Source organism: Paenibacillus vietnamensis (assembly GCF_020169515.1).
Lineage (GTDB): Bacteria > Bacillota > Bacilli > Paenibacillales > Paenibacillaceae > Pristimantibacillus > Pristimantibacillus vietnamensis.
In genome coordinates, this window is record NZ_JAHMHW010000026.1 from 39,787 (window position 1) to 64,001 (window position 24,215).

The 24,215-nt window shown below is 53.6% G+C and carries 17 protein-coding genes; 11 read left to right on the forward strand and 6 right to left on the reverse strand.

The genetic code is table 11. The annotated features are described in order from the left end of the window. Nucleotides 1-29: 29 nt before the first annotated feature. Both fsa and KP806_RS26025 read left to right on the forward strand, forming a co-directional pair. On the forward strand, nt 30-701 hold the full coding sequence (gene fsa, locus KP806_RS26020) for a fructose-6-phosphate aldolase (RefSeq protein ID WP_224726661.1): 672 nt from the start codon (nt 30-32) through the stop codon (nt 699-701). 109 nt (nt 702-810) lie between these two features. After that, entirely contained in the window at nt 811-1,368 is a 558-nt protein-coding gene (locus KP806_RS26025; RefSeq protein WP_224726662.1) for an NUDIX hydrolase, read from the forward strand. 88 nt (nt 1,369-1,456) lie between these two features. Here KP806_RS26025 and KP806_RS26030 read toward each other — a convergent pair whose 3' ends face one another. Further along, entirely contained in the window at nt 1,457-2,788 is a 1,332-nt protein-coding gene (locus KP806_RS26030; RefSeq protein WP_224726663.1) for an ArsB/NhaD family transporter, read from the reverse strand. 360 nt (nt 2,789-3,148) lie between these two features. Here KP806_RS26030 and KP806_RS26035 point away from each other — a divergent pair, with 360 nt between their 5' ends. After that, nucleotides 3,149-3,394 carry a hypothetical protein gene (locus tag KP806_RS26035; RefSeq protein ID WP_224726664.1) on the forward strand — a complete coding sequence of 82 codons (246 nt, stop codon included), beginning with the start codon at nt 3,149-3,151 and terminating at the stop codon, nt 3,392-3,394. A gap of 12 nt (nt 3,395-3,406) precedes the next feature. On the opposite strand, the gene KP806_RS26040 is transcribed toward KP806_RS26035, so the two are convergent. The 5 genes from KP806_RS26040 to KP806_RS26060 form a co-directional block, all read right to left on the reverse strand. Beyond that, entirely contained in the window at nt 3,407-4,627 is a 1,221-nt protein-coding gene (locus KP806_RS26040; protein WP_224726665.1) for a Ger(x)C family spore germination protein, read from the reverse strand. Next, nucleotides 4,624-6,246, reverse strand: a complete 1,623-nt coding sequence (locus KP806_RS26045; protein ID WP_224726666.1) for a spore germination protein — start codon at nt 6,244-6,246, stop codon at nt 4,624-4,626. The genes KP806_RS26040 and KP806_RS26045 overlap by 4 nt, the downstream gene beginning before the upstream one ends. Nucleotides 6,247-6,281: 35 nt before the next feature. Continuing rightward, the gene (locus KP806_RS26050; protein ID WP_224726667.1) at nt 6,282-7,382 is read right to left on the reverse strand and encodes a GerAB/ArcD/ProY family transporter; all 1,101 of its coding nucleotides are present in this window, start codon (nt 7,380-7,382) and stop codon (nt 6,282-6,284) included. 80 nt (nt 7,383-7,462) lie between these two features. Further along, a complete protein-coding gene (locus tag KP806_RS26055) occupies nt 7,463-8,560 on the reverse strand; it encodes a GerAB/ArcD/ProY family transporter (RefSeq protein WP_224726668.1) in 1,098 nt (365 codons plus the stop codon). Nucleotides 8,561-8,666: 106 nt separating this feature from the next. Beyond that, on the reverse strand, nt 8,667-9,587 hold the full coding sequence (locus KP806_RS26060) for a helix-turn-helix domain-containing protein (protein ID WP_224726669.1): 921 nt from the start codon (nt 9,585-9,587) through the stop codon (nt 8,667-8,669). Nucleotides 9,588-9,722: 135 nt separating this feature from the next. On the opposite strand from KP806_RS26060, the gene KP806_RS26065 reads away from it, so the two are divergent. The 8 genes from KP806_RS26065 (at nt 9,723) to KP806_RS26100 (ending at nt 23,919) form a co-directional block, all read left to right on the forward strand. After that, nucleotides 9,723-10,784, forward strand: coding sequence for a Gfo/Idh/MocA family protein (locus tag KP806_RS26065; RefSeq protein WP_224726670.1), 1,062 nt, complete (start codon nt 9,723-9,725; stop codon nt 10,782-10,784). Then, nucleotides 10,777-11,511, forward strand: a complete 735-nt coding sequence (locus tag KP806_RS26070) for a ThuA domain-containing protein (protein WP_224726671.1) — start codon at nt 10,777-10,779, stop codon at nt 11,509-11,511. Before KP806_RS26065 ends, KP806_RS26070 begins: the two co-directional genes overlap by 8 nt. A gap of 696 nt (nt 11,512-12,207) precedes the next feature. After that, on the forward strand, nt 12,208-13,896 hold the full coding sequence (locus tag KP806_RS26075) for a glycoside hydrolase family 13 protein (protein ID WP_224726672.1): 1,689 nt from the start codon (nt 12,208-12,210) through the stop codon (nt 13,894-13,896). A 516-nt stretch (nt 13,897-14,412) separates the two neighbouring features. Further along, complete coding sequence (locus KP806_RS26080) at nt 14,413-15,729, forward strand: extracellular solute-binding protein (protein WP_224726673.1); 1,317 nt, start codon at nt 14,413-14,415, stop codon at nt 15,727-15,729. 86 nt (nt 15,730-15,815) lie between these two features. Then, a complete protein-coding gene (locus KP806_RS26085) occupies nt 15,816-16,775 on the forward strand; it encodes a carbohydrate ABC transporter permease (protein ID WP_224726674.1) in 960 nt (319 codons plus the stop codon). A gap of 11 nt (nt 16,776-16,786) precedes the next feature. Beyond that, nucleotides 16,787-17,620: a carbohydrate ABC transporter permease gene (locus tag KP806_RS26090; protein WP_224726675.1), complete on the forward strand. Its 834-nt coding sequence runs from the start codon at nt 16,787-16,789 to the stop codon at nt 17,618-17,620. Between the two features lie 21 nt (nt 17,621-17,641). Beyond that, nucleotides 17,642-19,435, forward strand: a complete 1,794-nt coding sequence (locus tag KP806_RS26095; protein WP_397376434.1) for a glycoside hydrolase family 66 protein — start codon at nt 17,642-17,644, stop codon at nt 19,433-19,435. Between the two features lie 113 nt (nt 19,436-19,548). Then, a complete protein-coding gene (locus KP806_RS26100) occupies nt 19,549-23,919 on the forward strand; it encodes a glycoside hydrolase family 66 protein (protein ID WP_224726677.1) in 4,371 nt (1,456 codons plus the stop codon). Nucleotides 23,920-24,215 lie beyond the last annotated feature (296 nt).

Consider the following 24,215-nt stretch of genomic DNA (forward strand, 5'->3'; position numbering starts at 1 on the left):
ATCCTTTAAATAAATGGAGGTTAATTCCCATGAAATTTTTTATCGATACGGCAAATCTGGAAGACATCAAGAAAGCTTATAAAATCGGAGTATTGTCCGGCGTAACGACAAACCCTTCTTTGGTTGCCAAAGAAGGCGTGAAATTCGAAGACCGCATTGAAGAAATTTTGAAAGCCGTACCTGAAGTGGAATCCGTATCCGCTGAAGTTACTCCTGACGCGCTGACAGCTGAAGAAATGATCGCACAAGCAAACGAGCTGATCAAGATCAACAACAACGACAAAAACATCACGATCAAGCTTCCAATGACGCTGGCCGGTCTTGAGGCTTGCCGTTACCTGACGAAAAAAGGCGTAAAAACAAACGTAACGCTTATCTTCACAGTGAACCAAGCGCTTCTTGCCGCTCGTGCAGGCGCAACTTATGTATCTCCGTTCCTTGGCCGTTTGGACGACATCTCCGAAGACGGCGTTCTGCTGGTATCGAAAGTAGCTGAATTGTTCCGAGTGCACAATCTGGACTCGCAAATTATCGCAGCATCCGTTCGCCATCCGGACCACGTAACTCGCGTAGCAATGGCAGGCGCTCATATCGCAACGGTTCCATTCTCGGTAATCGAGCAAATTTCCAAGCACCCGCTGACAGATCAAGGTATGGAGAAATTCGCTGCCGACTGGAAAAAAACGACTCAATTGGTGTAACATCAATTCTTACCTAATATCAAGCACTCCTGAGTGCGCTCGTGAAAGCTTAGGTCCTTTCATGCAGCCGCGCCAGGGGTGCTTTTCATTGCGTTCAGGGGTGACACAGATGGAACCAAAATTTTGCATGACATGCGGGCAGGGGCTGGAAATCCGGGATATAGACGGAACGATGAGGGCGGCTTGCCCGAGCTGCAGCTTCGTGCATTGGGGCAGCTACAGTGTAGGTGTCGGGGCACTTGTTGTGAGGGACGAACGTATTCTGCTTGTGCGCAGAGCCCAGGAGCCGGGTAAAGGTTATTGGACGAATCCGGGCGGTTATATCGAGCAGCTCGAGCCGATCGAGAGGACGGTCGAGCGGGAGGTGCTGGAGGAATGCGGAGTGGCGGCGTCGGTGAAAAGCGTCGTCGCACTTCGCGACCAGCCTAGAAGCATACATAATATTTACATTGCTTTCGAAATGGAGTATGTAAGCGGAGAGCCGGCACCCGATAACGTAGAGGTGGATGCGGCCGGCTTCTTCACTCAGCAGGAGCTGGAAACGATGAATGTGGCGCCGTTTACGCGCTGGCTCATTGACGTTGCGTTCCATCGCCGCTCGCAAGGCCTGCTGACCGACCTTGCTCCGGTCGTTCCGCTGAATGGCTACGGCTTATTCCGTGTTTGAAGAAGTACGTTTTAAGAACTGTTCACATAAGATAGAGGGTGCATAGCTCTCTTCTTGAAGACCTTCTTTTGAAGGTCTTTTTTTATATTCAAAAAACCCAATATACCCATACTGACAACAGGGCCAGCGTGAAAATAACGGTGACCGGGATGACAAGCGCCGTTACCTTCAAGTAATCTCCCCAGGTCATGTAGACTCCGCCTTTACGGATCATGTGCATCCACATCAGGGTGGCGAGCGTTCCGATCGGAAGCAGCAGGGAGCCGATATCGCTGCCGATGACGCTGGCGAGGTACGCGATTTTTAACGTTAACGGATCCAGCTCCATGCCGGTTAACGTAAGGGTGCCGATCATCAGCGCGGGGTGATTGTTGAACAGATTGGAAAGGACGCTTACCAGTATTCCCATACCTACGCTTGCGTTCAGCAGATTGCCGGAAACAATCGGCTGGAACATCTGGATCAGCCATTCCGTTAATCCGATATTGTTCAAGCCGTAGATGATGACGTACATGCTGAAGGCGAACAGTAAAATATACCAGGGCGTTTTCTTCAGCATGTCGGCAGGGGATATTTTCAAATAAATCCATCGCCATGCGAGCAAGGCGGCCGAGCCGATGACAGCCATCAAGGGAACCGGGAAATGAATGTAGGAGGCGATGAATAAGCTGATCCTGACGGCAAAGACGAACAACAGAATGTTGCGCATGAATTTGGCGCGGTTAGGGCCATGGGCGTGATCTTTGAGCGGATGGCTGCCCGGCATAAGCTTCCAGCCGGCGATCGGCGGCAGCTTCCGCGGAAGCGTGCGGTAGAAGGTTGCGAACAGTAGAAGCGCCAGCAGGACAAGCCCGAGCATGGCCGGGACGAACATCATGGCGGTATGCAGGTAGAGGTCCATATGGACAATTTTGAGTGCGATCAAATTGACGATGTTGCTGACTCCGATCGGGGCGCTGGATGCCGTTGCGATGAGCGCGCCGGAGAGGAGGTACGGGATTTTTTGAGCGGTTTTGAGCCCCATATGCCGCAGCAGAAGCAGCAGAATCGGTGTTGTAATCAGGATGCTGCCATCGTTATTGACGAACAGCGTCATGAGGAAGCAGAATAAATTCGTCAGCCAAAAGAGGCGGATACCCGAGCCCTTCGCCTTTGCAAGAAGCAGCTCCGCGGCCCAGTAGAAGAAGCCGAAGCTTTCCAGCACGATCGCCATGACGATCGTGGCGATAATCGTAATTGCGGCGCCGCTTACCGTTTCGGTAATTTGGCCCAAATCCGCAAGGGTTACGCTGCCGCTCAGCAATACGAATGCCGCGCCGACCGTGGCCGGTATCGCTTCATTGATGTGCGGCCTCCAATAAATAAAACCAAGGGTGAACAGAAATGAACAGACGGTGATCAAAACCATGAAATCGTGCATGCCGAATACCTCTCTTCTTGGTTAAAGCTCTTTCTCTCCTTTGTCGTAAAATCATGTCTGGCGGACTGCGGCATCTCCCCCTTCTAGCAATCTATCATTCAGCTTTTTTATATAATGTATGTATACGTGCAAGACATATCCTTCGTACTGGTCAATATCCCTATCTCTATTAAAATCTGCTAGTGTCAGTTCGGGACGGATGTCCGGCAATGATAGTTAGGAGGAAAGGGGATCAGCCTATGTACACGCCTAAAAAAAGACGCCGGAATGGCGCCTTTTCGATGGTAGGGGCGGATGATTTTCCTGCCGTTGGAAACCCTACAGGTGGAAGACAAAATACGGAAGCTGGAGCTGAATCCGATGAAATTACCTTTCGTTTTTTTGATAATTCTCGTGAGCTGCCTTGCCTTTCTGGTTACGGTAGACATGCTTTCCGGGATGTCGTTTCGCGAGGCCGTCAACATACTGGCACAGTCGTTTACCGTCGTAACGGTCGAGGAGAAGATTATCGTCGCCGTTGCGGTCATCATTCCCTTCTACCTGCCGCTTATCGGCTATTTCAAGAAAAAAAGAAAGCAAAAGCAAATCGAGGCCGGAAAAAAATGAGCGGCTCAGCGCTCACTCTTTTTCCGGCTTTATATACGATTTGATCCGGAGGCCTGTCCGCCTGATGTAAGCTTCCACGTTAATCTCTACTTCGGTTTCCGCGAAAACGTCAGGCCAGCTCTTCTCAAGCTGCTTCCATGCTTTCGGCTGGGTACGCTCCATCTCGGTCGAGAAGCCGAATATATCGCTTTTCTTCGATTGTGCGGCCTTGATGGCCGTCTCCACTTCCTTCTTCGTTGCTTCCGCCAGCTGATTCTGGAGCTTAACGATCAACTCGCGGTTGCTCGGATCCAGAGGACAATTCGTCTCGGTTAAGTTTCCTTCTTCCTTAATATGCATGGTTAAGACCGGCTTGCCATTTCGCATATGCACCCTCGTTCTGGTCGAAGAACGGATGACTTCAATCGCAATCGCCTGTTTCTCGTTTCCGCAATCCAGATTTACGGTCGTGCTTTTCATTTTGTTCATCGCCCAGACGGCGCCCCGGGCGGCTTTGCCGTCGAGCCAAGCCGCAAGCTTGCCTTGCGCGAAGATGGCAATGCCCTTCGTCTCGATGTTCGTTTGCGGCGGAGTTTCTTCCAGATTCGCTTTCTTTCTTCCGGCGATCGGATTTCCGACTGCTTTTGCGCCGCTGATCGCCGGTTCGCCCGAACCGCTCACTTTCTTGATGATGTCGGTCACGTCTGTATCCACGTTTTGGGCCCAAACCTCGGACGTCACCTCAAGCTTGTCTTTGATCGACGTCGCCGTCGTTGTCTGCATAGGAGTCAAGATGTTCAGCAGGTCCTCCGCTTTCATTCCTCTCGCGATGACGACCGAAGAGGTGAGACGAAGCTCGCGGGATCTTTCGAACAGATCGAACAGCCCGTTGATTCCTTCTCTTGCGAGCGGTTCACCAATGACGAACATCTGGGAATGGGCAAAGAAAAGCCTCCGCGGCGCTTTCTGCGATGTTTTTCGAAACGCGCTGAACAGCGTATGGTCAACGGAAGAGTAGACGATGTTTGGGATCGCGTTTTGTCCCCCGCCGCTCGATTTGTTTGCCGCAACCGTGCTGGGATTGACGATTTGCATGGATACCCGGTATTTGCCGGAATCTCCATCCTTGTCGACGCCTATTCCGACGACGATGGCCATATCGCTAAGCTCGTTGCTGTTCCAGCAGCCGGTTAGAACAACAATGCTCAATAGCAGCAGCATTGCAGCCGCGATGGGCTTACGGCAGGCGTTCATGAGGAACCACTTTCATTCAAAAGATTAGAAGGCGCTGATGCGGGTTGGGCCTGGTCATTTCCGCCTGCCCCGCTGCCGCCGCTATCCGGAGCCGGCTGCGGCTTTGTCTTCTCTTTTGTTAATGGAATCCCAAACAAGGTTTTTCTCTCGGCCTCCGGCACGCTCGGCGTCTTGATGGTCATGTATGGAACGCCGAATGAGGAGAGGCTGCACATGTGGCTGATCAGGATGATACTGAAGATAGCAATCCCGTAAAAGCCGAACAGCGCGGCGGCAACCATCAGGAAAAACCGGATGAGACGAATCGAAAGCGCCATATTGTATGACGGGTTCGCGAAGCTGGAAATTCCTGTGATCGCCACGACAATGACCATGGCGGACGAGATAATGCCGGCTTCAACCGCAGCCTGCCCGAGCACGAGCGCTCCGACGATGGAAACGGCTTGCCCGATGGCACGCGGCATCCGGATACCGGCTTCGCGCAGAATTTCGAAAGTGAACTCCATAATTAACGCCTCGATAAATGCCGGAAAAGGAACGCTTTCCCGCTGTGAGGCCAAGCTAAGCAGAAGCGGCGTCGGGATCATCTCCTGGTGAAACGTAATGGCGGCAATGTAGATGGAAGGTGCAAACAGCGAGATGATCAGGGCGGCGTAACGCACGATGATGATTGCCGCCACCGCCTCGGGACGCGTGTAATAATCCTCTGTCGATAGGAAATTCATAAGAAACGTAGTAGGCGCAATTAAATTAAAGGGCGTTCCGTCAACGAAAATAGCGATGCGTCCATCCAAAAGATGATTGGCAACCGTGTCCGGGCGCTCCGTATTGATCAGCGTGGAGAAAGGGCTTTTCTTCTGATCCTGGATGAGCTCCTCAAGAAGCTCGGAGCCCGTCAGCGCCTCGATCTGAATACCGGACAGCCGTTCCCGGAGCAGCTGAACGACGTGATCCTCCGCTTTGCCCTGGATGTACATGACGGCTACATTCGTTTTTGTCGTTTGACCGATTTTGAACGGCTCCAGCCTTACGCTGGAACTTTTAATTCTGCGCCGCACAAGCGATACGTTTGTTCCGATCGATTCCGTAAAGCCGTCCTTCGGACCGCGAATGACGACTTGTGTAGACGGCTCCGTAATCGTCCGCTGCTCACCGCCTTTCGTATTGCCGCTTATTGCTTCCGGCGAGCCGTCGAGGAAGATGACCGTATCGCCGGACAGCACGGACAATATGATGCAGTCCCAGTCCTTTAGCAAATGGACTTCGCCGATGGTGAGGGCGTTGGCTTTCAGGTAAGCCAGGATGTCAGGCTTTTCATCGGGATTCATGGCTTCGCCGGCTTCAATCATAAGCGATTTCAGAATATACTCGTTGACCATATCTTTATCGGTTATTCCGTCCATGTAGACGGCTCCCGCCGGGATACGGTTCCCGCCGATTTCGAACGTTCTCACGATCATGTCGGGACTGTCCCCGAGCTCTTGCCGGAGGTACGCGAGATTATCGGCTAGACCGGCGGATATCGGAGGTTTGCCGCCGTTATCCGAAGCCGCATTTGCCGCGTCTGTATGAGACTGGTAAGAAGGTTTTCGATTTCGCTGTGCTTTACGGTAAAACATCATTTTCACCTCGCGACGATGTAATGGCGGCAGGCTCAGGTTGAGTGGCCGAAACGTTTTCTGAACAGGTGAACGATAAAGAGCAGTACCGGTATGATCAAGCAAAAGACGGGAAGTACGACGTAAAGCACCGTGAACCCCTCGGCGTTGTGCTCGGGGACGCTCCAGGCAAGTATGATGGAAACCAGGAAAATAATGATTCCGACCGGATAAGCGATCAAGCTATGCTCCTTAAAGCGAAACAAGTCATTGGCGACCGAAGCGGCGGCAAAGGCGTAGACCGTCATTTTGAAAAAAACGCCGATAATGAGTGCGAGGATAACAAACGAATCCAGACGCTGCATAAATTCGGCGACATCCACGATGGTGATAACCGTAAACAGCGGAAAGGTTGCCCGGGAATAGACATCGCCTCCGACGACTGCAACCTCCATCGCATGCGTGAGGCTGAGCATGAGGGAGCTCGCCAAAATAGCCAAAAGACCGGTTTTTTTCGAAAGCTGCTTTTGCTTCAAGTAAGGCAGCACGGTCGTAAAGCAGACCAGTTCGCCGAAAGGGAACATAAAAATGTTCGGATAAGCGTTTTTTAAAGTCGTCATCCATCCCTTGCCCATGACCGGCAGCAAATTTCTTAAATCGAGTGTTCCGGAAGCCAGAATAGCTGCGTGACTGAGGATTCCTATCGAAACGATGATCAGGAAATAAATTTCGCCTAAACGGAAAAACGCGTTTATTCCTTTGCAGAGAACGTATATGACTGCGGTGATCATGATTGCCTGGACGACCGCAATAGGGGTCTGATCATAGGAGGCTGAGATGAGAAGATCCCCTGCTTCCCGTAAATTGCGCGCCGATATGTAAATGAAAAACAGAATATAAAGAAAGCTGACCGGCCAGCCCAAGTATACGCCTATAATTTTTTGCGTATATCCGCTCAGAATCATGGAAGGAAACTGTTTCTCGAAATAGGTGAACAGAACGTACAGGATCATGGCTCCCGGCATCGCCAGCAGTATGGACAGCCACGCGTTCGCACCTGAACCCAGGCCGATCGGAAGCACAAGGGCGGTGCCGAACTCGAACAAAATCATCATCGAGAACAGCTGAGTCGGACTGATCGCCTGCTTTTTGGTCATTTGGCCATATCCGCCTTTCTCTGCTGCAGGGAGCAGGGGATTCAAGACACGTCGTTATTTGTTTCCAGAAAGGGGCGTTTTTATGAATGAGTGGAACGTTTCTTGAGCAGGTGTACGAGGAGCAGCAGGATCGGGACCGCAACAGTAAAAAACGGACTGCCGGTAATCAGATGTACTCTTCCTTCGCTGTTATGCTCGGGGAAGCTCCACGCGGAAAGCACCGATATCAAAAAAATAACGATGCCGATAGGAAAGGCCAGTTGGCGGCGATCTTCAATGCGGAATAAGTCCGCGGCCATCGCGGTAACGGCATAGGCGTAAACCGTCATTTTAAAAAAGACGCCGATGATGAGCGTAAGAATGACAAACGGATCGAGCCGCTGCATAAATTCCGCCACTTCCACGATCGTAATCGATGTAAATAGCGGAAAGGTCGCTCGGGAGTATATATCCTTGCCGATAATCGCAATTTCGATCGCATGAGACAGGCTGAGCATAAGAGAACTGGCCAAAATGGCGAGCAAACCTGTTTTTCTGATCAGCTTCTGCTGCTTCATGTGAGGAAATATCGTCGCAAAGCAGATCAGCTCGGAGAAGGGGAACATCAGGATGTTCGGATACGCATCTCTTAATGTTGGGATGAAGCCCTCACCCATCAAGGGGAGCAGGTTTCTAAGCTCGAGGGCACCGGAGAACAGAACGGCGGCCTGGCTTAGTATGCCTAACGAAATGATGATCAGGATATAGATTTCTCCGAGACGGAAGAGCACGTTAACCCCTTTGTAAATGACATAGATAACCGCTATTATCATGACCGCATGGACGGTCGCCAGGGGAGTCTCGTCATAGGAAGCCGATATGAGCAGATCCCCGGCCTCCCGCAAATTGCGCGACGAAATGTAGATGAAATAAACGATATAAAGGAAGCTGACGGGCCAGCCGAAATACGGACCTAAAATTTTCCGGATATACCCGCTGAGCGTGAGTGCCGGAAATTGCCGGTTAAAGTAAGTGTAGAGAACATACAAGATCATACCGCCGGGCATCGCCAGCAATATCGAGAGCCAGACGTTCGAGCCGGCGGCCTGGCCGATCGGAAGCACTAATGCCGTGCCGAATTCGAACAGGATGATCATCGCAAACAGCTGGGTCGGACTGACCGACGACGATTTGGACATCTGTTCCTAACCCCTTTCTCCGCCGCATGAACGCGGTGCGTTTGCCGCACGACGTTAATTGTTTCCAGATAGAGGGGATTTTATGAACGTAGTCGCAGATTGCCGTTTATCTGTCGTCCCGGGTCTGATTAAAGTACTCAGTCGGGGACATTCCCGTATGCTTTTTGAACAGCTTGCTGAAGTGGTACGGGTCGTTTAATCCCGTTAAATAACCGATTTCGCCCATGCCAAGCGAAGTCGTCCCGATCAGCTCCTTGGCCTGGCCGATGCGGACCGCGTTCATATACCGGCTGATCGGCTGTCCGGTTACCTTTTTGAATTCGCGGTTGAGATAGTCGTAGCTGCATTCGAATAGACGCTCGATGTCGGCGCCGGTTATTTTGTGCTGGTAGTTTTGGTGGATGTGGTCGAGGAGGGCGTTGACTTTGACGATCGCCTTAGAACGGAACCGTTCGCCGCGCTGCAGCTCATCCATAAAGGTGTCGCGCGACAGCCCGATGAGCACCTCCGTGAATTTTAACGCCGTTAAGCTTCGGTTGAAATGTCTGCGCTTGTACTGCTGGAGCATTTCGTTCATGTCGTGCAGCATTTTCCGGTATCGGCCTTGCTCGGTTACGGCGCATGCCTTGGGGATGCAGCAGCTGTACAGATGCAGACCTTCGTGCGGCGGGAGGGGTTTATTCTCGTGGTAGGGAGACTGGTCATGCACGGTCATGTAATACTGCGCGAGCGCCAGTGTGTCTTCTCCTTTCATCGAAACGACGTCCGGATGCTCAAAATGGATATAGTAGTAGTCGCAGGCGTGCTTTTCGGTGCCCTCGTGGGTCATGTTAGGCTCGAGGATCAGCCAGTCCCCTTTTTTCAGCACATAGCGGCGGTCCTCCTCCTTCAAATGCAGCTCTCCGCTGCGGACAAAATAAAGTACGTATTCATTCAGGTTGCGCTTAAAGTGGAGCCACGGATTTTTATAGGAAACGAATCCCATAAGCAGCATTCGCGGCATGGTTTCGATGTTAACGGCCAGCATAGGGCGCCTCCTTTTCTTTTTTGGCAGAAAAGTCGCTTTTGTACAAAAGTGGTCTTGTTCCGACATTTTCGTTCATTCTACCACAATCTATACTTGGTTTATACCAAATCCATCGTTAAAGGAAGGGATAAACCGATGAAAAAGCTGAAAATCGGCGTTATTGGCCTGGGCGGCATTGCGAATTTTCATATGAAGGGGATTCTTGACAGCGAAGACGCAGAGCTTTGGTCGATTTGCGATTGCAATGAGAAGGCGCTTTTGGACAAAGGGGAAGAGCTGAATATTCCGCCTTCCCGCCGTTACACGGACTATATGGACATGCTGAAAGATGAAAAGCTGGATGCCGTAACGATCGGAACGCCGAACATCAGCCATTTTACGGTGGCCTACGATGCCATTCAGCATCAAAAGCCGTTTGCGCTGGAGAAGCCGGTCGCGATGAGCGCAGGCGAGGCAGCCATTCTGAAGCAGGCTTTGGACGCTAAACCGCTGCCGCATATGGTGTGCTTCAGCTACCGGTACAAAGCGGCAGTCCGCTATGCCAAGCAGCTGATTGAAGAAGGCACGCTCGGCCAAATTCACCACGTGTACAGCCAATATTTGCAGAGCTGGGGCATCCGGGAGGATATCCCTTTAGTTTGGCGCTTCCGCAAGGAGCTGTCGGGCTCGGGCGCGCTCGGGGATTTGGGCTCGCATATTCTCGACTTGTATCGATTGCTGGTCGGAGAAACCTCGCGGGTACTGGCGGACGCGGGCACGATTGTGAAGGAGCGGGCGCTGCCGGGCGGCGAAGGCACGGGCGAGGTGGACGTGGACGATTTTTGCCATGTGCTCTCCCGGTTCGAAAGCGGCGCCTCCTCGTGTATGAGCATCTCCCGGTTCGCCTACGGGCGCGGCAATTACCAGCAGCTTGAAATTTACGGCACGAAAGGCGCGCTGATCTATAATCTGGAGGAAGAAGATACGCTGCAAATCAAGCTGGAGGGGGACAATGAATTCCGTAAGCTTGACATTCCCGCCACTTATTCAGCGGATCAAATGCAGTCGTTCTTTAATCTGCTGAACGGCATGGGCGACGGACTGGATGCGACAATGGAGGACGGCTATATCAATCAGCTGGCGCTGGATGGGATCGTCCGCTCGTTTACGGAAGAGAAATGGATCAAGCTTGAAGAGGGGGCGGCCGTGCATGGCTAAGAAGCTAAACGTAACGGTGTGGAACGAATACCGGCATGAGAGGCAAAACGAGCTTGTCGCCGGCATTTATCCGGAAGGCATTCACAACGCGATCGGGGATTATTTGAAGACGCTGGACGGCATGGAGGTCAGGACGGCGGTGCTGGATGAGCCGGAGCACGGCTTGACCGACGAGGTGCTGAACCGTACGGACGTGCTGATCTGGTGGGGGCATCTCGCCCATTCCGAAGTGCGGGACGACATTGTGGAGAAGGTCCGTTCGCGGGTGCTGGAGGGGATGGGGCTGATCGTGCTGCATTCCGGCCACGGATCCAAACTATTCGAGCGGCTGCTGGGCACGAAAACCGGCCATTTGCGATGGCGCGACGACGGCGAGAAGGAGCGCCTATGGGTCATCGAGCACGGGCATCCGATCGCGGAGGGGCTTGGCGATTATATCGAAATTCCGAAGGAGGAAATGTACGGGGAGCGCTTCGACATTCCCGCGCCGGATGAGCTTGTGTTCATCTCCTGGTTCGAGGGCGGCGAGGTGTTCCGCAGCGGCTGCTGCTACCGGAGAGGGAAAGGGAAGCTGTTCTACTTCCGTCCGGGTCATGAGACGTTCCCGATTTACCGCCATCCGGATGTGCTGAAGGTGATCGGCAACGGAGTCCGCTGGGCGGCTCCTGTCGCGGGCGCAGCCCTGACCTCGGGGAGGACGGCTCCATTGGAGCCGATTGGGCGGTAGGTAAGTAGGTAGGTAGGTAGGTAAGTAGGTAAGTAAGGCAGTTGAGTAATAAGGCGGTAGGGCGATAAGGCGATCAGGCGGTCGAGTAATAAGGCTGTAGGGGATAGGGCAATAAGGCGGACAATCGCAGCCGGTTAAATGCGCGACGGTGTGTTGGTTGGAGCGGAATGCCGAGATGCATTGCGTAACTGTATTTGGTGTATATATTTTTTGGGTTAAAGGTTTCTTATGTAAAATAACTGGATTTTTCGTATGTATTTCGGTCGAAATGCTCATTTACGATCAACCGTTATGATTTTGCTGTATGAAATCCAGTTATTTTTCTCCAATAGATCGATAAGCTAAAATTAGATGCCGGAAATCCAGTTATGCTGCTCAAAAGCAGGCGGACCCAACCGTGAGATGAGCCTATTTGGGCGCTTATAACAAACTGGGCTATGTAGGGAGAGGTTACTACCGGGCAGAACTTAGCAGAGAGGCGGGAGCTGCTGCCCGTGATACGGGTTAAGCGGGACGGTTGACGGGCCGTGCACACGTGACAATCGGATATCATGCATCGATAAAACTGCTATGGCTGCACAAAGGGGCGTTTCCGTCAACGCCCTTTTTTGCGTTTTTTTACGTAATAATAGCGGTTTCATGGCTGGCGGGGCTCTTTTATGATGATAGGACAGTAGAATTAGAGGAGGCAGAAGGATGACAGCAGGCGCATTTTGGCAGGAGGAAGTCGTGTATCAAATTTATCCGCGCAGCTTCATGGACAGCAACGGGGACGGGATCGGCGATTTGCGCGGTATAATCAGCAAGCTGGATTACTTGAAGGAGCTGGGGGTCGGCATCGTGTGGCTCAGCCCCGTCTACAAGTCGCCGAACGACGATAACGGCTACGATATCAGCGATTACCGGTCCATTATGGACGAGTTCGGAACGATGGAGGATTGGGAGGAGCTGCTGCACGGACTCCATGAACGCGGCATTAAGCTGATCATGGACCTTGTCGTGAACCATTCCTCCGACGAGCATGCGTGGTTCGAGGAATCGAGAAAGTCAAAGGATAATCCTTACCGCGATTATTATATTTGGAGACCGGCCGGGGAGAACGGGGGCGAGCCGAACAACTGGCTGTCCTTCTTCGGAGGCTCGGCATGGCAGTACGATGAAGCGACAAATGAATATTACCTGCATTTATTCACGAAGAAGCAGCCGGACCTTAACTGGGAAAATCCGAAGCTTCGGCGCGAAGTGTACGATATGATGAATTTTTGGCTGGATAAAGGCATCGACGGCTTCCGGATGGACGTCATCAACTGCATCTCCAAAGCGGATGGCCTGCCGAGCGCTCCCGGCGGGGAGCGGTATGCGTGGGGCGGCGACTTTTTCCTGTGCGGTCCGCGCCTGGAGGAGTATTTGAAGGAAATGAACGAGCAGACGCTGTCGCGGTATAACGCGATGTCGGTAGGCGAAATGCCTGGCGTTCCGACTGATCTGGCAGCCGTTTATACGGATCCCGCTAATCGGGCGGTAAATATGGTGTTCCATTTTGAGACGATGGATATCGATTCGGGCGAAGGCGGAAAGTGGAATTTGAAGCCTTGGAAGCTGGCCGATTTGAAGGCGGTCACGGGCAAATGGCAATACGCTTTGAACGGGAAGGGCTGGAACAGCCTTTATTTGAACAATCATGATCAGCCGCGCATGGTTTCACGGTTTGGCGACGATACCGTGTACCGCAAACAATCGGCAAAGCTGCTGGCTACTTTCCTGCATACGCTGCAGGGCACGCCTTACATTTATCAGGGCGAGGAGCTTGGCATGACAAATGTGCGGTTCGAGAGCATCGACGACTACCGGGACGTGGAGCTGCTGAACTTTTACCGCGAGGCTGTGGGAGAGAGGGGCGTGCCGCATGAGCAGGCGATGGCGTCCATCTATGCCAAAGGCAGGGACAACGCGCGGACTCCGATGCAGTGGAACGCCGGCCCGCAGGGCGGTTTTACGACGGGTGAGCCGTGGATCGGCGTGAATCCGAACTATACGGAGATCAATGCGCAGGAGGCGCTTGGCGATCCGGATTCGATCTTCCATTATTACAAGCGATTGATTGCGCTGCGGAAGAAACATCCGATTATGATCTACGGCGACTATACGCTGCTGGCGGAGGAGCATGAGCAGCTGTACGCTTATACGCGGCAGCTGGGAGAGGAGAAGTGGCTTGTCCTTCTTAACTTCTCCGGGCAGCAAATCGAAGCCGGAGCGGGACTGCCGTTTGAGGAAGGCGCGGAGCTGATTATCTCAAACTACGGAGATGCAGCCGCCCGCCTCGATGCGTCTGCGGAGCTCCTTGCGCTTCGTCCGTATGAGGCACTGGTGTATCGATTGGCGTGAAAGTAACGAAGCGGCGGCGGTTGACGGTTGTACAAGGCTAGAGCTAACGAACTCAGTCATCGCTAACTGCTCCCGGGAGCGCGAATTGGAATTCTAACGAACTCAGGACACGTTATTGCACTGCAGTGGAGGTTTTTCGGCAGCATTTTACCCGAATAACGAGCGTGGAGTTCGTTAAAAATGAAAAGTTGGTCAAATCGGGCCAATAGTTGCTGTGCAGTTCGTTAGGAGCTGAGGGGAGTCGCAGAGGCTGTGCAGTTCGTTAGCGCGGGACCGCCGCTGCTAAGTCTTGTTCGATTGCTGTCTGGCAAACTGCAGTCCCAAGCAGCCAAACAAAAGGTGTCTTATTATCTGCACGTGCAGAAAAATAAGACACCTTTTGTTATCCCCGCTGATGCTGAGGAGGCTGCAGGACAGTAATATGAGACACCAAAAGCGCAATGAAAACGGTTACCGCAAACGGCCGATCGTCGCATAATGAGAGAGCAGCAATCATTAAGAGGAGGGTCAAACGAGATGAAATGGTACAAATCGATTTCTTACGGAGTTCTGGCGGCGACGATGGCATTCACCGTAACGGCTTGCAGCGGCGGCAATAACGCACCGGCCGGTAACGGAGGCAATGCGCCGGCAAATGAAAGCGGTAACGCCCCTTCCGGCGAGAAAGTGACGATTGAATACTGGCATACTTACAGCGATCAGGAAGAGAAGGTTCTGACCGAAGAGATCAAGCCGCTGTTCGAGAAGGAAAATCCGGGCATCGAGCTTAAGCTCACGAGAATGCCGTACGAAGGGCTTAAGGAGCAGGTTGTCGCGGGCGTAGCTGGCGATGCGGCGCCGGACCTGATGCGGATGGACATTATTTGGGTGCCGGAATTTGCGAAAATGGGAGCGCTTCAGGATATCAGCCAGTTCGAAGGCTTCGACGAGGTGAAAGCCGGCGTATTCGAAGCGCCGATGGCAACGAACGCGTACAACGGCGGTTACTACGGCGTTCCGGTGAACACAAATACGAAAATCGCGATTTACAACAAAGCTGTGCTGGACGAAATCGGTATCACGAAAGCGCCGGAAACGATGGATGAGCTCGTCGAAGCGGCAAAGCTTGCGGTGGCGAAAGGCAAGCCGGGCGGCATCGGCATCGGCGGAGCGAACGTATGGGCGGCTTCTCCTTACTTCTGGAGTCTGGGCGGCTCATTGACGAACGAAGATTATACGAAAGCCGAAGGCTTCCTGAATAGCCCTGAGAGCGTGAAAGCGCTGGAGACCATCGTGCAGTGGCAAAAGGAAGGCTTGATTACGCCAACGATTCTTGGCGGCGAGCCGGGCGCTTGGGACGGCATGAAAAACAACGATTACATGATGATCGACGACGGCCCTTGGTTCTACAGCATTCTGATGAACGAGGCGGAGTCGAGCTTCAAACCGCTCGAGCAAACGGTCCGCGGCCCGATTCCTGCAGGCGCAGGCGGCAGCCGCTCCGTCGTAGGCGGCGAAGATCTGGTTGTGTTCACGAACTCGAAGCATCCGAAAGAAGCCTGGACATTCGCAAAGTGGATGCTCGGCGAAGAGCCGCAAAAAATCATGAGCAAGCTGGGCCTTATTCCTACCAACAAAACCGCGGCAAACGATCCGGCTTTCCTCGAGCAGCCGTTCGTTGCCGAATACGTGAAGCAGCTGGAAACGGCGCTGCCTCGTACGCCGATTCCGCAATATGGCGAGATGGAAGGCATCGTTAACCTTGCGTTCGAGAAAGCGATCCGCGGCGAGCTTGAGCCGAAGGCGGCGCTCGACGAAGCGGCGAAAAACATCGAAGCCATCTTGGCGAAATAAAAACCGTTCATAACATGCAACAGGCAGGGCCTTTTTCCGTCAGAACCGATCGGAGAGGGCCCTGCAAACAAGAAAGGAGCTTCAACATGTCTATACCAGTGGCGGGACAACCGGCACCCGGGCATCAGCCTCGGGCGGGCATGCAGATTAAGAAAGGCATACAGCAGTGGATAAAGGTGCTTCCTTTTATCTTCCTCGGTGTTGCGGGTACGGCTGTATTCGTCATCTACCCGATGATCCGAAACATTCTGATCAGCTTCCAGGAGTACAGCATTATGCCGAATGCGGAAAATCCGTATATCGGCTTCGAAAACTACGTGTCGGCGTTTACCGATCCGAACAACAAAGTGCTCATGGCGATCCGCAACACGTTCCTGAACGTGGCGGTCACGGTGCCGATCAACTGGTTCCTTGCGATCGTGTTTGCGGTGCTGATCAACTTGCATTTCGTCAAGCACAAAATCGTTTTCCGTACCGTGTATTATTTGCCGATTATCACCTCCTGGATCGTCGTTGCGTTTCTGTTCCGCTTCCTGTTCGCGGGCGGGGAGTACGGATTGATCAATTATATTTTCTACAAGCAGCTTGGTATCTTCGACGCTCCGGTCAACTTCCTGGCGAACTATTGGTCGGCGATGATCGTCATCTGGTTATTTCATATTTGGAAAACGGTCGGCTGGGGCGTAGTCATTTATTTGGCGGCGCTGCAGGGCATCTCGAAGGAATATTACGAGGCGGCCGCCATCGACGGGGCAAACGGCTCGAGACAGTTCTGGAGCATAACGGTTCCGATGCTTGGACCGGTCACCGCATTCGTCGTCATTAACCTGATTAACGGTGCCTTTAACTTTTTCCCGCAGGTCTACTTCATTACGCGCGGCGGCCCGATGGATCAGACCCAAACGCTGCCGAGTCTCATGTATCTGCAGGCTTTCAAGAACTTTAACTTCGGTTATGCATCCGCGGTAGCCGTCATGATGGGGATCGCCGTGTTCTTGCTGACGTATTCCCAGATGAAAAAATTCGGCAATCAGCGGTTTTTATAGGAGGGTAACGGATGAAAACAAAATGGCCTATTCAGCTCCTGGTATATGCGATCATCGTGCTCGGAGCCCTTTCGTTCCTGTTTCCTTTCGTATATATGATCATGACCAGCTTTATTAAAGGAGCATACTCGCTGCCGAGGCCGAAGGAAGTGTTCTCGGTCATTCCCAATCTGTACAATTACCAGCTCGTATGGGAGAAAAACAACTTCGCGAGGTACTTCCTGAACAGTACGCTCGTGACGCTCGTATCGATGATAGGAAGCCTGTTTCTCGGCTGTCTGACGGCGTACGGCTTCGCAAGATTTGCGTTTCCGGGCAAGGAGTTTTTGTTCCGGACGTTCCTGCTCACGATGATGATTCCCGGAGTGATTAACATCATTCCTCAGTTTCTTATTATTAAATCCTTTGGGCTAGTGAACACCTACTGGGGATTGTGGCTGATTTACATCGGCGGCGGCGTAGTCGGCAGTACGTTCTTCCTGAGGGGGTTCTTCCAAAGCATTCCGAAGGAATACGAAGAGTCGGTGCTGATCGACGGCGGCGGCAACTGGCGAATTTTCTGGAATATTTATTTGCCACAGTCGATGCCGGCTATCGCTACGCTTGCCGTTCTCTCGTTCCAAGGAACATGGGAGGAGTACTTCACGGCGCTTGTCATTATCAAGGACGAAGCGATGAGGACGCTGCCGATCGCCTTGCTTATGTTTAACGACAAGTACGCGACCAACTATTCATGGATATTCGCGGCATCGGTTATCGCGCTTATTCCAACCGTTCTGCTGTATATCGTATTCCAGAAAAAATTCGTGCAAGGCGGCTTCAACGAAGGCGGAGTGAAGGGCTAATCCTTTGGACAGGAAGGACAGATGCATGTGAATCGCAATAAAATGAAGTCCGCTGCAGTCATAGCGCTGAGCTGTATAGTGATGCTGGCCGCCGGCTGCAGCGGGCAAAAGGAGATTAAAGCCGAGACGGTGCAGAGCCAGGGGCTCATCGGCAGCCTCGAGACCGACAAAGCGGCCTACCGTCCCGGCGATCCCGTCGGCTTTAGCCTTCAGCTGGGCGAGGCCGGGCCGGACACGAAGGTGCTCGTCCAGTACCGGCAGCTCGGCGAGCTGATCGGCACGCAGGAAGTGAAGCCGGAGGACAGGCATGCAGCCTGGCAGTGGACGCCGCCGAAGGAGGACGGCCAAGGCTACATGGCTGAAGTGTTCGTAACGGTCGATGGCAAGGCGAAGGATCATCAGAACATCGCGGTTGACGTATCCTCGGATTGGAGCAAGTTTCCGCGGTACGGCTATTTGGCCGATTTCCACGCCATGACGCAGGAGGAAATGACGAAGGTCGTTAACAGGCTTAACCGTTTCCATATTAACGGCATTCAATTTTACGACTGGCAGTACAAGCATCATGAGCCGGTCAAGATGGACGGGAACAAGCCGGCTGCCGAATGGCCGGATATCGCGAACCGGCAGGTTGCCTACGACACTGTCAAGGGTTATATCGATTTGGCGCATGGCCGCAATATGAAGGCGATGAACTACAACCTGCTGTTCGGCGCGTACGAGGGAGCGGAGGCGGACGGCGTCAAGCCGGATTGGGCGCTGTACAAGGATCCGGCGCAGACGAATCAGGACAAGCACCCGCTGCCGGACAGCTGGGCGAGCGACATTATGCTGTACGATCCGAGCAACGCCGAATGGCAAACGTTCCTGATCGATAAGGAAATCGAAGTGTTCAAGCATTTGAAGTTCGACGGCTGGCATGTCGATCAGCTCGGGGACCGGGGCTCGTTGTGGAACGCCAAAGGCGAAAGCGCGAAGCTGCCGCAGGGCTATGTGTCCTTTCTGAAGGCGGCAAAGGAGAAGCTTGACGTCCATTATGTCATGAATGCGGTCGGCCAGTACGGTCAAGCGTTCTTGGCGCCGCAGGCTCCGCTGAACTTCCTGTACACGGAAGTATGGGACGGCCATCCGAAGTACGCCAATTTGAAGGACATCATCGACCAGAACAGTAAGTACAGCAAAAACAAGTTGAACACGGTGCTTGCGGCCTACATGAATTATGATTTGGCCGACGCAGCGGGACAATTCAATACGCCAGGCGTTCTGCTCACCGACGCGGTCATTTTCGCCTCCGGAGGTTCGCATCTCGAGCTGGGCGAGAACATGCTGGCGAAGGAATATTTTCCGAACCGCAATTTGAAGATTCCGGCCGAGCTGGAGCGGCAGCTGATCCGCTATTACGATTTTCTTGTCGCTTATCAGACGATTTTGCGTGACGGCCTGGAAGAGTCGGATACGGAGACGGCGGCGGCGGGCTCGGGCGAGCTTGAAATCGCTTCGGCTCCCGAACAAGGAAAGATCTGGTCCTTTGCCAAGCGGAAGAACGGAAGCGATATCGTTCACTTCATTAACTTCTCCGATGCAACGACGATGGAATGGACGGACAACAAGGGAGAGCAGGCGGAGCCGGAGGCCCGCAAGGAGGTCAAGGTCAGCATTCAAACGGCAGGTAAGGCGTCAAGCGTCACCTTCGCTTCTCCGGACTATTATAACGGCTCGGCCGTAAAGCTGGATTTCGAGCAGAAGGACGGTCAAATCGAGCTTGTGCTGCCCGGGTTGAAGTATTGGGATCTGCTCAAGATCGACTACGAATAACAGGCGGTACCGCAGCAGGAAGAACCTTGGCGATACGAAAGCATTCTTCGTTCGCTTTGGTTTTTACACACGAATGAAAGCGTTTTTATAATCACTTGATAAGGGGATTCGAAATGCTAACATCCAAACATTCGTTAACGCGAAAAGCAACCGTATTGTCTATGTCATGTTTATTAGTGCTGGGGCCTTCGTTCACGGCTATAGGCCAGCAGCATGCACAGGCGGCGAAAGCAAGCATGCAGCAGCCCGTGCCCGCAAAGCCGATCGAGAAGCTGACCATCGGCAAAGCGAGGTATGAGCCGGGGGAAACGGCGGAGCTTACGCTGTCCTTCAACGAGTCCGCGGATTGGAGCGGCAAGCTCGTCCTCGAGTTTTATCTTGTGAACCGGCTTGCCGGGAAGGTGACCCGCGACATTACGGTGCTGCAGGGCGCGGGCTCCGACCTGACGGTGTCGTGGCGGCCGCCGGAAGGCGATTTCCGCGGTTATCTCGTGAAGGCGTACATCGCAGGAAAGCCGGACGATTTCAAGACGGCCGCCGTCGACGTATCGAGCGATTGGACGCATTTTCCGCGCTACGGCTACACGTCGGACTTCCCGAGCGAAACCGCGGCCGAAAGCGACGCGAAGATGAAGCAGCTGTCACAGGATTATTATTTGAACGGATACCAGTTCTACGACTGGATGTGGCGCCACGATGTGTCCGTGTTCTCACAGACGGACGCTGAAGGAAAGCCGCTGAAGGACGCGAACGGCAATTTTATCGCGGCGCCTTACGATACGGATACCTCCTACGCCGACCTGCTCGGCAGGCATCTGTATCCGATTGCCGTCAAGCAGCAGGTGGAAGCGGCGCAAAAATACGGCTCGGCCGCAATGGCGTACCAGATGAATTACGCCGCCCGCGAAAATTACGAGGATTTCGGCGTGAAACGGGAGTGGGGGCTTTACAACAAAAACGCGCAGTTCCCGAATCCGGACCCGCTGAAGTACCAGAACGGCTTTTTCTTCGATTGGGTGCCGTCCGCTTTGTACCTGCAGGACCCGGGCAATCCGGAATGGCAGGCGTACATAACGGAGGAATACAACCGCTCGGTGAACGAGTTCGGTTTTGACGGTATCCATCTGGACCAGTGGGGCGCGTCGGACGGGGATTTTCTGTACGGCTATGACGGCACCGAGCGTTATTACTCCAGAAGCTACGACGAGCTGATCGGAGCGGTCAAGGACTCCCTGACCGAGAACAACGAGGCGAAAAACGACGTGACGTTTAATATGGTCGGCGGCAACGGAGGGTACTCCGAGGTGCCGGATCCGGAGACTAAAACGGATTTCGACTACAGCGAGCTGTGGACGGACAAGGACAACTACCGCGACGTTAAAAAGGTGATCGAGGACACGAAAGCCGCCAATGGCGGAAAAGCGATGGTCATCGCCGGTTATATGAATTATAAGCAGGCGGTGGGCGACACGACTCCGGCCTCCGACATAACGGACGTCGCGAAGACGGTCGAGTTTCTGTCGCGCATCGGCAAAGCGGCCGGCTGGGTGGGCGATTTCGGCAAGAAGGACGAGGACCGGATCATTTGGACGGTTCAGGCTCCCGAGACAGGCACCTACGATTTGAAGCTGCTCTACGGTCATGACAACGGCGGGGGAAATCCGGCCGGACGTTTGACCGTGAACGGAACGCTGGCGGCAGCCGAGCTGCCTTTTGACGAGAAGACGGGCTGGGGCAACCCGGTTGCCGAGAAGACGGTCCAAACGGTGCTGCAGGCGGGGGGAAATACGATCGAGCTCCAGCTGAATACGAACGACCTGTGGCTTAACGTCGACAGTCTGACCGTCAGCGGCGGGGGATACGAGAAGGAATACGAGGCGGAATATGCCGAGCTGATCAGCTGCAAGGTGGACAAATACGGCCACGTGTATTTCTTCGAGACGGAAGGGGACTATGTCACGTTCCGGGTGAAGGCCGAGGATGCCGGAACCTATCCGCTGCAATTCGGGTACACGGCGGGAACGGCGGCGGTGACCCGGGATTTGATCGTGAACGGCGAGACGGTGCAGGAGGACCTTACTTTTGCCAAGACGTCCGGCTGGGATTCGTTCAAGAACAGCTCTGCGATCAATGTGCCGCTGCAGGCCGGAGATAATACGGTTACGCTGAAGCTGAACGGTGAGACGGATGCCGGAATGAAGCTCGATTATTTGCAGGCGGGCAGCACGCGTTCCGAAGCGGAAAAAGCCGAATACGGCTGGAAGCCTTCCAAAATGGCGCAAATCGTAGTCCGCGGCGGAAAGGCAGAAACGGTGGCCGGGAACGATGCGGCCGGCTATTTGGACGCCTTTAAGCAGAAGGGCGATTACTTCAGCCTGGAGCTCGGAGCCGTCTCTGAAAGCGCGGTTTACGATATGCAGGTGTATTACCGCAATGAGGGCGATACCGCGGCAGCAAGAAGCATCTACGTCAACGGGAAAAAAGCCGGCGCGTTCACCTTCCCGGTTACCGGAGGGGACTGGTCATCGATTGCCGTTCCGGTCTACTTGTCTGGAGGAAGTTCCGTTAATACGGTGCTCTTCAAAATGGAGGGGGAGACGGAAGCCGAGGGCATTGCGATCGACCGGATCGAGCTTGACGGCGTCCGGTATGAGGCGGAAGCGGCCGAGCTGGGCTGGGAGCCGGTCGTCGCGAAGACGGGCAGCGTCGCCTATTCTCTTGGCAAAACGGACGATCACGGGAAAGCCGGCCAAACCGTCATTTTCAATGTCGTGCTGGATGAAGCTGTAGAAGAGCTTGCGTTCAAGTATAGATCCGGTAACAATCCGGCGTTTGATATCCTTGTGGATGACGAGCTTGCCGCCGAAGGTGTCGTCTTCGGAGCGACGCCGGGCGGCTGGGACGGAGGCATGGCGGACAAAGTTATTGAGGCGCAGGTACCGGCCGGCGCGCATACGGTCAAGCTGGTCATGGCAACGGACGGCCAATATATCAATTTGGACAGCCTGGTGATCGGAGGCGCCGAATACGAAGTGGAGGCGGCAGCCTTTGCTCCTGAAAATCATGGCATCAAAACAACCGTAGGCTCCGTATCGGGCTTTGAAGAAGAAAATGATTTCCTCACCTTCGATATGGCGTTAACGGATGCCGGCTCGGGATCGCTGGATCTGGCGCTCCGCTACAAAAATAACGGACAATCGAAGCAGCTGGCCGTACGCTCCTTGTACATTAATGATGTTAAACAGCCGGATCTGGAGCTCGCCTATACCGGAGCGGATTGGACGACGCTTGAATGGACCGGTACCGGCTTCAAGGAAGGCATGAACAAAATCCGTCTCGTCCTCGAAGGCCATGACGATGAAGGAATCGAGCTGGATTACCTGCTTGCAGGCGACAGGAGGCTGGATGCGGAGAAGGCGGATTCGACGCCGGCCATGGTTATTTATAAGGATTTGCTGCTGAATTTCGGTCATGCGGGCGATGAAGCGGCATTCCCGGTCGAGGTGGAGCAGGCGGGCGAAACCTCGTTGATTTTCGCCTACTCGAACGAAGGGTCAACCTCGACCAAGACGCTTTATATCGACGGAGAACCTGTACTTGACGACAAAGGCAAGCCGGTCAAAATCCATTTTACGCCTACGGCGAACCGGGATTCTTTTAATGAGGATGTTTACTACATTGTTCCTTATTTGAGTGCAGGCGCTCATACGGTGACGCTGAAGCACGAAGCGGACGACAAAGGCACGATCATCATGCGCAGCCTGACGCTCGGATTTTTTAATGAACCGTCGATCCGGCTGATGGATGCGGCGCTTGCCGCGATGGGGGCCACGCATATCGAGCTGGGCACGGCCGAGTCGCTGGAGGAAGGGCCGAACATGCTGGCGCATGAATATTACCCGAACCGCAGCAAGAAGATGAAGGCTTCGCTTAAGGAGTCGATGAAGGAGTATTATAAATTTTTTGCGGCTTACGAGAATTTGCTGTTCGACAGCAAGGAGGATCCGGGCAAAAAGGTATCGGTTGCGGCCGCGGACGGTTCGGAGATCGCCGTGAGCAAGGACGGCTCGGCCAATACGCTCATGGCGATTGCGCGGGTTAACGGCAAAAACAAAGGCTTCGAGCGCTATGATGTCGTGCAATTGGTTAACCTGCTTAACAACGACGAGAACTGGCGCAATGAGGCTGCCGAGCCGGAGGCGCTGACGGATCTCAAGGTGACCTACGGGCTAGGCGTGACGCGGAAAGATGCGCCGCAGCTGAAGGTTTATACCGCTTCGCCGGACCGCGACGGCGGGATGTTCAAGGAGCTCAGCTACGAGTGGAACGGTACGGAGCTTGTGATCACTCTGCCGTCTATGACATATTGGGACATGATTATTATTGACCGGGGAAAGCCGAAGGAGAACGGTAATGGCGGTTCTTCGAACGCTGGCGTCATCCTGCCGCCGGCTGCTGCTGCCGGTTTGCGCCGAAACGACTGACGTGCCCGCGCGGAAACCGCACAGCTACTGTTCTGTTTGCTGGGAACGGAATCATAGTTTTAGATGGGGGAGCGCAGCCGTGACGGCTGCGCTGCTTCCGCTAACGCCGAGTAATGAGTCCAACTGCACTTTATGCAGCAGAAAGCGAGAAGCCGCTGACCTCTACCGATTCCACTGCACTTTATACAGCAGAATGCGAGAAACCGCTGACCTCTACCGTTTCCACTGCACTTTATACAGTAGAATGAGGGGAGTCGCACGGTTTTGGGCGGTTTTGGACTAACTCTAATGTAAAT